This window comes from Novosphingobium sp., assembly GCF_965228995.1.
Lineage (GTDB): Bacteria > Pseudomonadota > Alphaproteobacteria > Sphingomonadales > Sphingomonadaceae > Novosphingobium.
The window spans coordinates 951603-965183 of sequence record NZ_OZ245852.1 but is presented as its reverse complement, the minus strand read 5'-3'; the positions used below and the strand labels follow the sequence as shown (position 1 = coordinate 965183).

Genomic DNA, 13581 nt, shown 5'->3' with positions numbered 1-13581 from the left:
CACCAGCAACCGCTTAGTGATCAGCCGCCGCCATCTGCGGGGCTCCGGCAGGGGGAGCATTGCCAGCCTTGACGAAGAACAGCACCGGGATCGAGGCCCAGCACAACAGGCCCATCATGTAGAAATCATTGAGGTAGCCGATCATCGCGGCCTGCTTGTTGACCAGGCCATCGACCATGCGCATCCCCGCTTCCGAAACGCCGCCATAGGCGGTGATGCGGTCGAGATCGAAGGGCACGCTCATCCGCGTGATCTGGGCGCCCATTTCCGCATGGTTCACCTGAATATTGCGCGCCAGCATGAAGGTGCACACCGCGATGCCGATCGAGGCACCGATCGAGCGCATGAGGTTGTTGAGCCCGGCAGCATCGGTGCGCATCTCCGGCGGCAGGGTGGCAAAGGCGATCAGGTTGATCGGCATGATCGTGAAGGCGATACCCACGCCCTGAATGAGACCGGTGACGAAAATCGGCGCCATCGGCATGTCTGGCGACCATCGTGACATCAGCAGCAGCGACCAGCCCGAAAGCCCCATCCCGATGGTCAGCGCGAGGCGCGGATCCATCTTCGTGATCCAGCGGCCGAGCAGCGTGATCGTGACCAGAAGGCCTACGCCGCGCGGGGCGAGCAGCCAGCCGGCATCGACCGCCGGATAGCCGTAGATGCCCTGCAGCAGCCCGGGCAATAGAGCCAGCACCGCCATCATCACGCAGCCGATCAGGAACATGAAGATAAGGCTGGCAACGAAATTGGCATCGGCAAACATGCGGCCGGGGAACAGCGGCTTCTCGGCGGTGACGAGGTGGACCACTGCCATCCATGCGCTGCAGGCCCAGATCACGGCATACGTCACCACTTCGGCACTGCCGAACCAGTCCTGCGAGGGGCCGCGATCAAGCATGAGCTGGAACGAAGCGAGCGCGAGCGCGACGAGCAGCCAGCCGGTGAGGTCGATCGGGCGGCGGACGGACTCCTGGCGCGGCAGCAACCACCACAGCACGAGGCCGGACGCGATCCCGATGGGCACGTTGATGAAGAACACCCAGCGCCACGAATAGCTTTCGGTGATGTAGCCGCCGAGCAGCGGCCCGGCGATCGGCCCGAGCATGACGCCCTGCGTGAACAGCGCCATCATCTTCGGGCGCTCTTCGGTGGTGCTGGAATTGAGCATCACGGTCTGCGCAAACGGCGAGAGGAACGCGCCGCCCATCCCCTGCACCACCCGGAATGCCACCATCTGCCCAAGGTTCTGGGCAAGGCCGCACATGATCGACGCCGCGGTAAAGGCGATGACCGAGAACGTGAAGACAACGCGGATGCCGAACCGGTCGACCAGCCAGCCGCCCAGCGGCAGCACCACCGCAGAGGCCAGCACATAGCTCGTCAGCACCCAGCTGATCGTTTCCTGCGTGGCCGAAAGCGAGGCTTCCATATGCGGCAACGCGACGTTGGCAATCGTGGTGTCGAGCACCTGCATGACCATCGCCGCCATCACCGCGGTGAACAGCAGCGGGCGGTGCTTCACCAGCCAGGCGGGCTGCTGGGCCGCCTTACTTGTCGCCGACATGGACCGTGACGTTCGCGCTGAGGCCGGCAATCAAGGGGCGGTCGCCGCTGGACGAATCGATCGCGATGCGCACCGGCACGCGCTGGGTCACCTTGACCCAGTTGCCGGTGGCGTTCTGCGCAGGAAGGACCGAAAACTCGGAACCAGTGCCCGCGCCAATGCTGTCGACATGGGCCTTGAGCTTGAGCCCGGGATAGGCGTCGAGCTGCACATCGGCGCGCTGGCCGGGGCGCATGCGGGCAAGATCGGTTTCCTTGAAGTTCGCCTCGACGCGTGCCCCGCCCTCGCGCACGATCGAGAGCATCGGCACGCCGGTGAAGACCATCTGGCCGATCTGCAGGCGGTTTACCTGCGTCACGCGTCCGGAAACCGGCGCGCGGACTACGGTCCGGCCGAGATCGACCGCAGCCTTGGCGCGGGTGGCCTGCGCGGCGGCCACTTGCGGGTTTTGCCCGGGCACTTGCGCGCCGGTGGCAAGCTGCGCCTGCGCCTTCTCGACTTCGGCGCCGATCGACGCGAGCCGGTCGCGCGCGGAGGCTACGGCGTGCTGCGCTTCGTCCATGCGGGCGCGGGTGTTGAAGCCGCGGTCGAGCAGCGCCTTTTCGCGCGCATATTGCGATTCGGCGAGGGCAAGGTCATCGCGCGCGCCGGCCAGATCAGCGGCATTCGCACCGACATCGGCCTGCAGCGCGGTGATATGCGCCTGCGCATTGGCGATCTGCGCATCGGCCTGGCGGATCGCGACTTCGTAGCTGGTGGGATCGATCCGGAAAAGGACATCCCCGGCCTTGACCTGCTGGTTCTCGTGCACGTTGACCGCAACGACGAGTCCGTTCACCTCCCCGGCAATCGAGACGATGTCCTGCTTCACATAGGCGTTGTCGGTGGAAACCTCACCCGGGCTGCCGAACCACCAGATGAGCGCGCCGCCCACGATCAGCGCGGGTATCAGCAGCATGGCAACGAGCCGCAGCCGCTTGGCGCGGGTGGCCTTGCGGCGTTCGCCCGTGGTGGCTGCCGCTTCGGCGGGCTTGAAGGGATCGGCTTCAGCCATGGGCCAGCGCTCCTTCGGCGAGAGATCCTGCGGGCGCTCTTTCAGGCGGCGTATCCTCGAGCAGGTTGGCGCGCATGCGTTCGAGCAGGGCCAGAATCAGTTCCCGCTCGGCCGGCGAAAAGCCCTGCTGCGCTTCCTCGAACACATCGGTGGCGCAGAGGAACAATTCATCGAGCAGCGGCGAGGCGGCCTCGGTAAGGAACAGGCGCCAGGCGCGGCGATCGTTGGGGTCGGCGCGGCGCTCGACCATGCCGGATTTCTCGAGCCGATCGATCATGCGGCCGGCCGTGATCGCTTCGACTTCGAGCCACTGTGCGAGCGCGCACTGGTTGATTCCGGGCGTGCGGCGCAGCGCAGCAAGCATGCGCCATTGCGGGCCGGTTACGCCGAAGCGGCGGCTGACCACATCGAAGCGCTTGCGCAGCAGGCGGCTGACGTCAGAGGTCAGGAAAGCGATGTTATTTTGCATGAACGCGCACATAATAGCCATGCTTATAATAGTCAAACTTGTCTAAAAGGGCAGGCCCGCACCTTTGTTCCCTTCGACAAGGCAATTTCTCCCCGCTAGACCTCTGCGGTAAGGGGGAAGAGTAAATGGGCGAAGGAGGGCGCGAGAGCGGTCCGGGCGGCGGGGCAAGCCTTTCATCGCGCGTGGTGAAGCGCGCGTTGCTGGGCTTTTACCGGATGCAGGGCTGGACCGCGGTGGGCGCGCCGCCACCGGGTGGCCGCTATGTGATCATCGCCGCGCCGCATACCTCGAACTGGGATTTCATCTACTTTCTCGGCCTCGTCAACGAACTGGGGCTCGATGCGCATTTCATGGCGAAGGACAGCTTGTTCCGCTGGCCGATGGGCGGTTTCATGCGCGACATGGGCGGTATTTCCATCGACCGTTCGGCGCGGCACAATGTCGTCGATGCGATGATCGCCGAGTTCGCGCAGCGAAAGAGGTTTGCCCTGACGATCGCGCCCGAAGGCACGCGCAGCGCGGTCCAGCAGTGGCGCACGGGCTTCTATCATATCGCGCTGGGCGCGGGGGTGCCGATGGTGGTGGGGCTGATGGACTATGGCCGAAAAATTGGCGGACTTGGCCCGGCGATCATGCCGACGGGAGATTACAAGGCAGACATGCAGCAAGTGGCCGAAATATATCAGAGCGTGACGCCGAAGCATCCCGAACGCGGGATCAAGGACTTTGCGGGGATGTTCAATGCTTGAAGGCCTGCCAGAGACCTTGATCGTCAACGCGATCGCACTTGCCGTGCTGATGGCGCTGCTGGCGCGCACCGCGGCAAGGATCGGCGACGTCAGTTTCATCGACGCGGTATGGGGCGCGGCGATGGCGGCGCTGGCAGTTTCGGCCTGGGCGCAGGCAGCGGAAAAGGGCCCGCGCGCCAGCCTCATCGCGGCGATGGCGCTGATCTGGGGCGCGCGGCTCGGCTGGCACCTCTACACCCGCTGGCGCGCGCATGGCGAGGACGTGCGCTATGCCCGGATGCTGGGCAAGGCGCGCAAGGCCGGCAAATATGGCGCTGCGGCAGCGCAAGTCTTTGCGGTGCAGGCGGTGCTGCTCTTCGTCACCTGCCTGCCTGCGCAAATCGGGGTGCTCGCCGCCGGAAACGAGGGCATCGGGCCGCTTGCCATGGCCGGCGCCGCGCTCTGGCTGATCGGCTTCGCCTTCGAGACCATCGGCGATGCGCAGCTCACCCGCTTCCGCGCCGATCCCGCGAGCAAGGGCAAAGTGCTCGATACCGGGCTCTGGCGCTATACCCGCCATCCCAACTACTTCGGCGATGCCTGCGTGTGGTGGGGGATCTGGCTGGCGGCGGCGGAAGCGGGCTTGCCGGTCGCGCTTGCCTCGCTGGCAGGGCCGGTGTTCCTGACTTTCACGCTCACCCGCTGGTCGGGCAAGCCGCTGCTCGAAAAAGGTCTCGTCCAGCGACGTCCGGACTATGCTGAATATGTGCGCCGCACATCAGGGTTCATTCCATGGCCGCCGAAACGCTGAAGCGCGCGGAAGCGCTTGCACCCGACCGCCTTGAGCGCGTGCTGGGCTGGGCCGCTCTGGTCCTGCTCGCCGCGGCGCTTGCCGCCATCGTGCGCGGCCATGCCGGCTGGGGCTCGGTACCCTTTGCGATCTGGCTCCATCTTGCCACCGTGATCATCGCCCTGACGCTGACCCCGGTGATCCTGTGGCAGAAGCGGGGCACCCGGCTGCACCGGCGGCTGGGTACTATCTGGGCGGGCGCGATGTTCATCTCGGCGCTGGACAGCTTCTGGATCCTCGAAACCAACCACGGCCATTTCAGCGTGATCCACCTGCTGTCCGCATTCGTGGCCGTGCAGACCCCGCGCCTCGTCCTGACGGCCCGCAGGCATGATCACGTCGCGCATCGCCGCACGGTGCGCGGCCTGGTGATCGGCGGGCTGCTCACCGCTGGCGCGCTGACTTTCCCGTTCCACCGCCTGCTGGGGCGCTGGCTATTCGGCTAAGCCTCAGCCGCCGGTGACCCGCTCCTCTACCGGCACCTCCAGCCGGGGCGCACTGTGGAAGTACGCCTCGAGCGCTTCGATATCGGTCGGCCCGGTCACCGCATCACGGCCCGCCTTGAACACGCTGAAGCCATCGCCGCCGAGCGCGAGGAAGCTATTGGTGGTCACGCGGTAGCGGGCAGCGGGATCGAGCGGCTTGCCGCCGAGCATGATGCCGTTGATGCGACTGCCGACGGGGGCCTGGCGATCTATGCGGTAGGCAAAGCCGGTCGAGGGCGCGAGGGCCTGTTCGGGCCCATTATCGTCGAAACCCTGTTCGAGCAGGGCCTTGATCTCCGCACCAGTCAGCGTTTCGGTGATCAGCGCGCTGCCGAAGGGTTGGGCAATGTAGATGTCGCCGAACGTGACGGTGCCGTCTGCAGCGGGAACGATCGCGGCGCGGATGCCGAAGGGGTTCATCAGCGCGATCTGCGCGCCGGCAGCCCGGGTCGCGGCGAGCTGGGCATCGGCGATCAGGTTGCCGATCGGCCCGCCCATGGCGCCCTCGCCTTTCCCCGCCGGCCCTGACAGCTTGCCCACCGGCCGCGTCGCGAAGGCCTTGGATGCATCGACGTAGCGCTGCACATATGCCGCGATATCCGCGCGCGGTGCATATTGCGCGGTAAGCGGCGAGAGCGCGACCGGGCCCTTGGCCGAGGTGAAGGGCTGCGATTGCACGATCAGGTTGTGTGCGCTGCGGGTCACCACCCGATGTGCGGCGGGATCGATGGTGAGGGTGATCTCCGTCAATTCCTTGCCATAGAGCCCCGCGCTGGTGAGCAGCACCGGCCGCGCCGGATCGCTGGTCGGCATTTCGCAGATATAGTCGGCATGGGTGTGGCCCGAAACGACGACATCGACCGCAGGCGAGAGGCGGCGGAGAATCGGCAGGATCTCGCCATCGAAGCCCGCGCAGCCATTGGGATCGGGCGCTCCGGATGCGCGGCCGCCCTGATGGATCAGCACCACCACGGCATCGGCGCCTTGCGCCTTGAGCTTGGGTACCTCGGCGTTGATCGTGTCCGCCTCGTCGGCAAAGGTCAGGTCGGCAATGCCCGCGGGATTGACGAGGGTGGGCGTGCCCTTCAGCGTCAGGCCGATCACGCCGACCTTCACCTGGCGATCGCCGCTGCCGAAACTCTTGATCGCGCTGGCCGGGAAGAGCGGCGTGCCCCCGGCCGTAAGCGTGCTGGCCGCAAGATAGCGGAAGCGTGCACCGGCAAAGTGTTCGAGCTGGCAGGGTTCGCGCAGCGTGAACTTCTCGCACCCGCCGGTCTGCATGCGCAGCAGTTCCTTCGTGCCGCGATCGAACTCGTGGTTGCCGACCGCCGTGTAATCGAGCCCGAGACGGCCCAGCACCTCGATCGAAGGTTCGTCGAGATAGAGCGAAGACGCGAGCGGCGAGGCGCTGATGAGGTCGCCCGCCGCAACGGTGAGCGAATTGGCATGCCGCGCGCGCAGCGAATCAAGTGCGCTCGCCAGCCATGCCACACCGCCGGCGGGGATCTGCGCGGTGCCGCCGTGGCCATCGGGCATGTCGACGCTCTGGCGCGGGGGCTCGAGGTTTCCGTGGAAGTCATTGAAGGCAAGGACGGCAACTTCGACCGGAGCCGGCGGCGTTGGGGTCGACGCCATGCCTCCCGCAGCGCGCGGCCCGGCGCACGCGGAGAGCAGCGCCGAGAGCGCGGCAATTCCGGTAAACGCAATCCGCCGACGCGAGAGGCCCGTATTCGTCATTTCCCAATCTCCTTGCCCCGCATCAACGTGATAGCGGGCACGATCAAAATCCGGCAGCGCAATTGAAACCGGGGCTGGCAATGCCTAAAAAGGCCTTTAGGCCTCCCCGGCGACAGGATTATAACATGCCACGCGCGCAGTCCGATATCGAAGCCGCACAGGAGCGCCTTGTCGAACTGGCCTGCGCGCTCATCGAGGAGCGCGGCGGACAAGCGCTGACGATGCAGGAAGTGGCTGCGCGCGCTGGCATTTCTCCGGCGCAGGTCCTGCGCTACTTCGATAGCCGCGATGCGCTGCTCGAAGCGGTGGCGGAATGCTGGTTCCGGCCCAAGGTGGCGATCATGGAGGAAGTGGTCGCGAGCGACTTGCCCCCGCGCCGCAAGATGTATGAATTCTTCGCGCGCCGTTTCGTCATGATCCGCGATGCCTATCGCGCCGATCCGGTGTCGCACGAGGTCTATGTCGAGCTGGGCAACGAGTATTTCGAGCAGGTCCGCAGCTATGTGGATCTGGCCGATCACTATCTCAGCATGATCATCGCCGAGGCCATGGGCGAAGGATACTTTGCCGGTCTGGAAGTCGATATGGCACTAAGTCTGATCAACCAGATGGTGACGGCCTATTGCGCAATCGGAGTGATGGGCATGATGATGGACCGGCTCAGCGAGGAAAAGCTCGCGCGGATCATCGATGCCGTGTTCGATGGGCTTTCGGCGCAGGACCGCGGCGCAATGGGCGTGAGCGGTTTGCGCGCGGCCTAGGCCGTAAACTCATAAGCCGCGCCATCGAGGCGGCACCGAAACGGAAATTCCGATCAAACGGCACACCAGTCACCCCGGCGGCCATGCCAATGTTCGGCAAGGCCCTCGCGCTCCAGCACTTCTCCCAAACTGCGCCCGCCGCGCATAACCACGCGCAAGGCGCGGCCATACCGGTCGGTTTCACGCCCTTCGACCGCGAGCGTGAAGGGCCCCGCATTGAGCAGGTCCGTCAGCCGCCGTGTGGCTGTTTCGGCGAGCCGCGCCTCATAGACGCAGGAGGGATGGCCGAGTTCGGGTGCGTTGATATCGGCGATGCGGATCTTGAGGCCGCGATACCAGAACGTATCGCCATCGACGACGCAAGTGACGCGCCCTGGCCCCTCGCATCGGGCGAAGGCTGCCGTCTCGCTGTCCGCAGCGGCAGGAACGGCGGAACCCGACGCGCTGGCAAGCGGCAGGAGGAAGGAAAGGCCTGCGGTCGCCATAAGCGAGGACAGGTAGCGAGCGGGGTGCGAGGTCTTCATGCCACGGGAATGAAGAATTTTCACCCTTTGTTCTAATCCATAAAATACTTATAGGACAGGAACTTAGGAAGGATACTCAAGCGATTTCAGTCCGATCCGGACCGCTTTGGCCTTTCTTAACCACGTCGGACGCATTCTCGCCGGACTGCCAATTTCCGGACCATCGAACCCGTGTACGAACTGCTCTTCCGCAGCCGCTGGTATGCCCTTGTCTGGGCATTGCTGATGACGATCAGCGCGGTCACCTTTACGACCACCGGCGCGGGCGCCTGGCTCACGTCGTCCCGTCCCGATACGCGCGCAAGCGAGGAAGCCCGGGAGAGCCAGTTTCGTGTCTGGGCGGAGGACGACAAGCGGCGGATGAACGACGAGACGGGCTTCGACCCATCGAGCCCCGAGCAAGTTCGCGATGGCATGCCCCCGCGCCAGAACGCGGACGGCACAATCCGCCAGACCGCGCCCTTTGCGCAGGATGATACCGACGAGGATAGCGAGGACGATTCGACCGCCCTGTAGCTTACCGGGTCGGAACGGGAAACTCGCCGCTGTAATCGTAGAAGCCGCGGCCCGATTTGCGGCCGAGCCAGCCAGCCTCGACATACTTCTGCAGCAGAGGCGCGGGGCGGTACTTCGGGTCGCCGGTCGAGGCGAGGTAGATCTTCATGATCTCGAGCAGGGTATCGAGGCCGATGAAATCCGCAAGTTCGAGCGGCCCCATCGGGTGGTTGAGCCCCAGCTTCACGCCCTTGTCGATATCCAGGATCGAACCTGTGCCGCTGCCGAGCACGAAGGCCGCCTCGTTGATGAACGGCACGAAGATGCGGTTGACGATGAAGCCCGGCTCATCCTGCGAAAGCACGATTTCCTTGCCGATATCGGCGACGAAGCCGCGCACCGCCTCGATCGTGGCGACCGAGGTGGCAAGGCCGGGAATCACTTCGACCAGCTTCATCAGCGGAACCGGATTGAAGAAGTGGATGCCGATGAAGCGCTGCGGATCGGGGGAGGAAACCGCCATGCGCGTGATCGGGATCGATGAAGTGTTCGATGCCATGATCGCGCTCGGCGCAAGGTGCTTGCCTGCCGCCTCGAAGATCTTGTGCTTGATATCCTCGCGCTCGGTCGCCGCCTCAATCACGAGGTCCGCTTCGCCGAGGCGGACGTAGTCGCCAACCGGAGTGATGCGCGAAACGGTTGCGATGGCATCCTCGGCCGGGATCTTGCCACGCTCGGCGAGCTTCATCAGCCCCTTCTCGATCTTCGCGCATGCGGCTTCGGCGACGGGAAGCGAGATATCCGAAAGCAGCACGGTCTTGCCAGCTGCCGCCGCGACCTGGGCAATGCCCGAACCCATCTGCCCGGCACCGATGACTGCGATTGTCTGCATGATCTTCATCCCGCGTTATTGCCCTTTGGCGCGCTGCCTAGTGAGATTTGGCGCGCGTGGGAAGCTGCGGAATTGAGAGGATCGCCTAGCGCGAGCCGCCGGGAACCCAAAGCGGATCGTTCCCCGCATTGATCGCGCGGGCGAGTACGAAGAAGTAGTCTGAAAGCCGGTTGAGATAGGCCAGCGCTGCGGGGTTCACCGGCTCTGAAGCGGCAAGCGCAGTGGCAGCGCGTTCGGCGCGGCGCGTGATCGCGCGGGCAAGGTGGACGCGCGCGGCGCCCTCGCTGCCACCGGGCAGGATGAAACTGGTCAGCGGCGGCAACTGCGCGTTGAGCGCATCGATTTCGGCCTCGAGCCGCTCGGGCTGGGCGGCGACAACGCGCAGGACCATTTCGGATGGGGCGAAATCGGCCCCGCCAACGTCGCCCAGCGGAGTCGCGAGATCGGCACCGAGATCGAACAGGTCGTTCTGGATGCGGTGCAGCGGCGCGGCGCGATCGGCCTCCAGCGCCAGCGCGGCGAAGCCGACCATGCTGTTGAGTTCGTCCACCTCACCGATGGCTTCAAGGCGCAGATCGTGCTTGGCACGGCGCGAACCATCGACGAGGCCTGTCGTGCCGTCATCGCCGGTGCGCGTGTAGATCTTGTTGAGCTTGACCACGGTACGGGAAAGTCAGCGGCCGCCGTGGGTGAGCAGCAGGAGCACCGCGACCACGGCCACGGCAAGGCCCTGGTACTTGATGCGGTTGAACATCATCTTGTTCTGCAGCAGCTGCATTTCGGTTGCCCGCGTGCCGTCGCCTTCCAGATCAGCCTTGGTGGTGCTGAGAAAGGCGCCAATTCCGCGAAGGAGCGACCAGACCGTCAGTGCCATCAGCACGAGGATCACGGGGACAAGAACCAATATCATGGCGCTAGGTCTAGGCCGTCATGCAGCGAAATACCACTGTCAAAGCGGCCAGTGTCAATACGGGCAGCGCGCAGGGTTTCGGCAAGCGCACGGCCATCCTCTCCGGAGCGGCGACGATCGGCGAGCGAAGGCGCATCGCGGCGTTTGGCCAGCTTGCGGCCATCGGGCCCGATGAGAAGCGGATGATGATGCCAGCGCGGTTCGGGCAGGCCGAGCAGCACTTGCAGGAGGCGGTGGATATGCGTGGCGGCAAAGAGATCGGCCCCGCGCGTGACCACGGTGACGCCGTCCTCCGCATCATCGAGCGTGGCGGCAAGGTGATAGCTCGCGGGGGCATCGCGGCGCCAGATCACCACATCGCCGAGCATGGCCGGGCGCGCGCTCTGGGGGCCGCGGCGTTCGTCGAACCAGGTGAGCGGCCCGGCAAGCTCCGCCGCCTGTTCGACATCGAGCCGCCAGACCGGATCGGGGGACGAAAGCGGCGGATTGCGCAGGCAAGTGCCGGGGTAGATCGGCCCGTCCGGCCCATGGAGCGTCGCGGCCGCGGCCACTTCGGCGCGGGTACAGCGGCAAGGATAGAGCAGGCCCATCGCGCGCAAGTTGTGCGCCGCTTCCCGGTAGCTATCGATGCGGGTCGACTGGGCGGGCACTTCCTCAAAGGACAGGCCCAGCCAATCAAGGTCAGTGCGGAATTCGTCCGCCAGTTCCGGGCGGCTGCGCACACCGTCGATATCCTCGATGCGCAGAAGAAACCGGCCGCCGTCCTTCAGGGCCCGATCATGCGCGACGATGGCGGCATAGGCGTGCCCCAGGTGCAGCGGGCCGTTGGGGCTGGGGGCAAAGCGCGTGACGGTCGGCAAGTCCATGGGGACCGTCCATAACCGTGTGGCCGGAAAACAAAAACGGCTGCCTTAAAGGGTAAGGCAGCCGCTTCGTTTGGGAAGCCCGCTCTGCGGGTTGCCGTTCACCGGGCCAGGCTCAGACGAGCGTGGCGCCGAAGAACATGCTGCTGATGCCAGCAGCCAGAACCAGCGAAAGGATCGCCGAAGTGTAGTTACGCATAATGTCCTCCTGTTTTGGGCACTTTCAGGGGACCTCTCCCGTTCACGTCGCGCCGGCAGGGTGGTGGATTGCGCAGGAGCGTTCGGAACGAGGGCGCAAATAGGCCTTCCTTGCCGTGCTGCAAGTGCGAACGGAGCAACTACAGTTGCATTCCTTGCAATCCATTTCAATCTGCGACTGATATGCTGAAAAATCAGCATTTTGCCGGTATATGCCCTTTGGTGAAGCATGAATGTTTCAAGGCTGAAGCATTTTCTAAACCAGATGCATGTTGCGCAATCGCAACATCCGGCTTTTTTCGCTGCTCGCTGGACAGCGGATACCGAGATCATTATCCGCCTGCCATGAGCATCCAGCCTTCAGAATCGATCCTGATCGTCGACTTCGGCAGCCAGGTTACCCAGCTGATCGCCCGCCGCGTGCGCGAAGCAGGGGTCTACTCCGAAATCGCCCCCTTCACCCAGGCCGAGGCCGCGTTCCACCGGATGAAGCCCAAGGGCATCATCCTGTCGGGCTCTCCGGCCAGCGTCCCGGTCGAAGGCAGCCCCCGCGCGCCGCAAGTATTGTTCGACAGCGGCCTCCCCATCCTCGGCATCTGCTACGGCCAACAGGTGATGAGCCAGCAGCTCGGCGGCGAAGTGCTGCCGGGCGATTCGGGCGAATTCGGCCGCGCCTTCCTCACCGTGACAGAGCCCTGCGCCTTGTTTGACGGCCTGTGGCAACCGGGCGAACGGCACCAGGTCTGGATGAGCCACGGCGACAAGGTGACCCAGTTTGCCCCGGGCTTCCGCATCGTCGCGGTATCGGACGGCGCGCCCTTCGCGGTGATCGCGAACGAGGAAAAGAAGTACTACGGCACCCAGTTCCACCCCGAAGTGGTCCACACGCCCGATGGCGGCAAGCTCATCGCCAATTTCGTGCGCCACGTCTGCGGCTGCACCGGCGAATGGACGATGGCCGAATTCCGCAAGACCAAGATCGCCGAAATCCGCGAGCAGGTGGGCGATGCCCGCGTCATCTGCGGCCTTTCGGGCGGAGTCGATTCGGCCGTGGCAGCGGTGCTGATCCACGAGGCGATCGGCGACCAGCTGACGTGCGTCTTCGTCGATCACGGCCTCATGCGCATGGGTGAGGCCGAGCAGGTCGTCAGCCTGTTCCGCGGGCACTACAACATCCCGCTGGTCCACAAGGACGTCTCGGCGCTGTTCCTCGGCGGGCTGGCCGGGGTGACCGACCCTGAAGCCAAGCGCAAGTTCATCGGCAAGACCTTCATCGACGTGTTCGAGGCCGAGGCCAAGCAGGTCGGCGGCGCGGACTTCCTCGCGCAGGGCACGCTCTATCCCGATGTGATCGAGAGCGTCTCGTTCACCGGCGGACCCTCCGTCACGATCAAGAGCCACCACAACGTGGGCGGGTTGCCCGACCGGATGAACATGAAGCTCGTCGAGCCTTTGCGCGAGCTGTTCAAGGACGAGGTGCGCGCGCTGGGCCGCGAGCTGGGCCTGCCCGACGTCTTCGTCGGCCGCCACCCCTTCCCCGGCCCCGGTCTTGCCATCCGCATCCCCGGCGAAGTGACGCGCGAGAAGTGCGATATCCTGCGCAAGGCCGATGCGATCTACCTCGAGGAAATCCGCAACGCCGGGCTCTACGATGCGATCTGGCAGGCCTTCGCGGTGCTGCTGCCGGTGCGCACCGTGGGCGTGATGGGCGATTTCCGCACGTACGACAGCGTCTGCGCGCTGCGCGCCGTCACCTCGACCGACGGCATGACCGCAGACATCTACCCCTTCGATGCCGGCTTCCTCAGCCGCGTGGCGACGCGCATCGTCAACGAGGTCAAGGGCATCAACCGCGTGGTCTACGACTATACCTCGAAGCCGCCCGGCACGATCGAGTGGGAATGACAGGCCTCCACGAACAGGTTAGGATTGTCGCGGCTGCCGTCTTGCGAGGGCAGATGATGCGGTAGGGGCAGCATGGGAACACGGCGCAAGCACGTTATATTCGGACTGACAGCCGTGATCGGCCTGACCCTTTCGGGGAGCAG

Annotated in this window: 15 protein-coding genes; 6 read left to right on the top strand and 9 right to left on the bottom strand. The window is 65.0% G+C overall.

Annotation, left to right across the window (positions count from 1 at the left end; translation table 11 throughout):
• Positions 1-13 precede the first annotated feature (13 nt).
• The 3 genes from ACO056_RS04420 to ACO056_RS04410 are packed head-to-tail and all read right to left on the bottom strand — an operon-like array spanning position 14 to position 3090.
• A complete protein-coding gene (locus tag ACO056_RS04420; protein WP_421852396.1) occupies positions 14-1567 on the bottom strand; it encodes a DHA2 family efflux MFS transporter permease subunit in 1554 nt (517 codons plus the stop codon).
• Positions 1551-2621 (bottom strand): HlyD family secretion protein, encoded by a 1071-nt coding sequence (locus ACO056_RS04415; RefSeq protein ID WP_421852393.1) that lies wholly within the window; start codon positions 2619-2621, stop codon positions 1551-1553. The genes ACO056_RS04420 and ACO056_RS04415 overlap by 17 nt, the downstream gene beginning before the upstream one ends.
• Positions 2614-3090, bottom strand: coding sequence for a MarR family winged helix-turn-helix transcriptional regulator (locus tag ACO056_RS04410; protein ID WP_421852390.1), 477 nt, complete (start codon positions 3088-3090; stop codon positions 2614-2616). Before ACO056_RS04410 ends, ACO056_RS04415 begins: the two co-directional genes overlap by 8 nt.
• 125 nt (positions 3091-3215) lie before the next feature.
• Here ACO056_RS04410 and ACO056_RS04405 point away from each other — a divergent pair, with 125 nt between their 5' ends.
• The 3 genes from ACO056_RS04405 to ACO056_RS04395 are packed head-to-tail and all read left to right on the top strand — an operon-like array spanning position 3216 to position 5114.
• Positions 3216-3839 (top strand): lysophospholipid acyltransferase family protein, encoded by a 624-nt coding sequence (locus tag ACO056_RS04405; RefSeq protein WP_421852387.1) that lies wholly within the window; start codon positions 3216-3218, stop codon positions 3837-3839.
• Entirely contained in the window at positions 3832-4629 is a 798-nt protein-coding gene (locus ACO056_RS04400; protein WP_421852384.1) for a DUF1295 domain-containing protein, read from the top strand. Before ACO056_RS04405 ends, ACO056_RS04400 begins: the two co-directional genes overlap by 8 nt.
• Positions 4611-5114, top strand: a complete 504-nt coding sequence (locus tag ACO056_RS04395) for a DUF2306 domain-containing protein (RefSeq protein ID WP_421852381.1) — start codon at positions 4611-4613, stop codon at positions 5112-5114. The genes ACO056_RS04400 and ACO056_RS04395 overlap by 19 nt, the downstream gene beginning before the upstream one ends.
• Before the next feature lie 3 nt (positions 5115-5117).
• Here the strand turns inward: ACO056_RS04395 and ACO056_RS04390 are convergent, their stop codons facing one another.
• On the bottom strand, positions 5118-6890 hold the full coding sequence (locus ACO056_RS04390; RefSeq protein WP_421852378.1) for a bifunctional metallophosphatase/5'-nucleotidase: 1773 nt from the start codon (positions 6888-6890) through the stop codon (positions 5118-5120).
• Positions 6891-7015: 125 nt separating this feature from the next.
• Here ACO056_RS04390 and ACO056_RS04385 point away from each other — a divergent pair, with 125 nt between their 5' ends.
• Complete coding sequence (locus ACO056_RS04385; protein ID WP_421852375.1) at positions 7016-7651, top strand: TetR/AcrR family transcriptional regulator; 636 nt, start codon at positions 7016-7018, stop codon at positions 7649-7651.
• A 53-nt stretch (positions 7652-7704) separates the two neighbouring features.
• On the opposite strand, the gene ACO056_RS04380 is transcribed toward ACO056_RS04385, so the two are convergent.
• A complete protein-coding gene (locus ACO056_RS04380; RefSeq protein ID WP_421852372.1) occupies positions 7705-8175 on the bottom strand; it encodes a thermonuclease family protein in 471 nt (156 codons plus the stop codon).
• Between the two features lie 171 nt (positions 8176-8346).
• On the opposite strand from ACO056_RS04380, the gene ACO056_RS04375 reads away from it, so the two are divergent.
• The gene (locus ACO056_RS04375; RefSeq protein WP_421852369.1) at positions 8347-8691 is read left to right on the top strand and encodes a hypothetical protein; all 345 of its coding nucleotides are present in this window, start codon (positions 8347-8349) and stop codon (positions 8689-8691) included.
• A gap of 1 nt (position 8692) precedes the next feature.
• On the opposite strand, the gene ACO056_RS04370 is transcribed toward ACO056_RS04375, so the two are convergent.
• From ACO056_RS04370 to gluQRS, 4 genes are all read right to left on the bottom strand, one after another.
• The gene (locus tag ACO056_RS04370; protein ID WP_421852367.1) at positions 8693-9562 is read right to left on the bottom strand and encodes a 3-hydroxyacyl-CoA dehydrogenase NAD-binding domain-containing protein; all 870 of its coding nucleotides are present in this window, start codon (positions 9560-9562) and stop codon (positions 8693-8695) included.
• Positions 9563-9647: 85 nt separating this feature from the next.
• Positions 9648-10223 (bottom strand): cob(I)yrinic acid a,c-diamide adenosyltransferase, encoded by a 576-nt coding sequence (locus ACO056_RS04365; protein ID WP_421852364.1) that lies wholly within the window; start codon positions 10221-10223, stop codon positions 9648-9650.
• A 12-nt stretch (positions 10224-10235) separates the two neighbouring features.
• Positions 10236-10472, bottom strand: a complete 237-nt coding sequence (locus ACO056_RS04360; RefSeq protein ID WP_421852361.1) for a hypothetical protein — start codon at positions 10470-10472, stop codon at positions 10236-10238.
• Positions 10469-11338, bottom strand: coding sequence for a tRNA glutamyl-Q(34) synthetase GluQRS (gluQRS, locus tag ACO056_RS04355; protein WP_421852358.1), 870 nt, complete (start codon positions 11336-11338; stop codon positions 10469-10471). The genes ACO056_RS04360 and gluQRS overlap by 4 nt, the downstream gene beginning before the upstream one ends.
• Positions 11339-11878: 540 nt before the next feature.
• Here gluQRS and guaA point away from each other — a divergent pair.
• Positions 11879-13438 carry a glutamine-hydrolyzing GMP synthase gene (gene guaA, locus ACO056_RS04350; RefSeq protein WP_421852355.1) on the top strand — a complete coding sequence of 520 codons (1560 nt, stop codon included), beginning with the start codon at positions 11879-11881 and terminating at the stop codon, positions 13436-13438.
• The last annotated feature ends 143 nt before the right edge of the window (positions 13439-13581 follow it).

Bases quoted from the DNA above. Each gene is read 5' to 3' on its own strand.
- ACO056_RS04385 (WP_421852375.1), top strand. From the start codon at position 7,016: ATGCCACGCGCGCAGTCCGATATCGAAGCCGCACAGGAGCGCCTTGTC.
- ACO056_RS04415 (WP_421852393.1), bottom strand. From the start codon at position 2,621: ATGGCTGAAGCCGATCCCTTCAAGCCCGCCGAAGCGGCAGCCACCACG.
- ACO056_RS04395 (WP_421852381.1), top strand. From the start codon at position 4,611: ATGGCCGCCGAAACGCTGAAGCGCGCGGAAGCGCTTGCACCCGACCGC.
- ACO056_RS04410 (WP_421852390.1), bottom strand. From the start codon at position 3,090: ATGCAAAATAACATCGCTTTCCTGACCTCTGACGTCAGCCGCCTGCTG.
- ACO056_RS04420 (WP_421852396.1), bottom strand. From the start codon at position 1,567: ATGTCGGCGACAAGTAAGGCGGCCCAGCAGCCCGCCTGGCTGGTGAAG.
- ACO056_RS04400 (WP_421852384.1), top strand. From the start codon at position 3,832: ATGCTTGAAGGCCTGCCAGAGACCTTGATCGTCAACGCGATCGCACTT.
- ACO056_RS04360 (WP_421852361.1), bottom strand. From the start codon at position 10,472: ATGATATTGGTTCTTGTCCCCGTGATCCTCGTGCTGATGGCACTGACG.
- gluQRS (WP_421852358.1), bottom strand. From the start codon at position 11,338: ATGGACTTGCCGACCGTCACGCGCTTTGCCCCCAGCCCCAACGGCCCG.
- guaA (WP_421852355.1), top strand. From the start codon at position 11,879: ATGAGCATCCAGCCTTCAGAATCGATCCTGATCGTCGACTTCGGCAGC.
- ACO056_RS04405 (WP_421852387.1), top strand. From the start codon at position 3,216: ATGGGCGAAGGAGGGCGCGAGAGCGGTCCGGGCGGCGGGGCAAGCCTT.
- ACO056_RS04390 (WP_421852378.1), bottom strand. From the start codon at position 6,890: ATGACGAATACGGGCCTCTCGCGTCGGCGGATTGCGTTTACCGGAATT.
- ACO056_RS04380 (WP_421852372.1), bottom strand. From the start codon at position 8,175: ATGAAGACCTCGCACCCCGCTCGCTACCTGTCCTCGCTTATGGCGACC.
- ACO056_RS04370 (WP_421852367.1), bottom strand. From the start codon at position 9,562: ATGCAGACAATCGCAGTCATCGGTGCCGGGCAGATGGGTTCGGGCATT.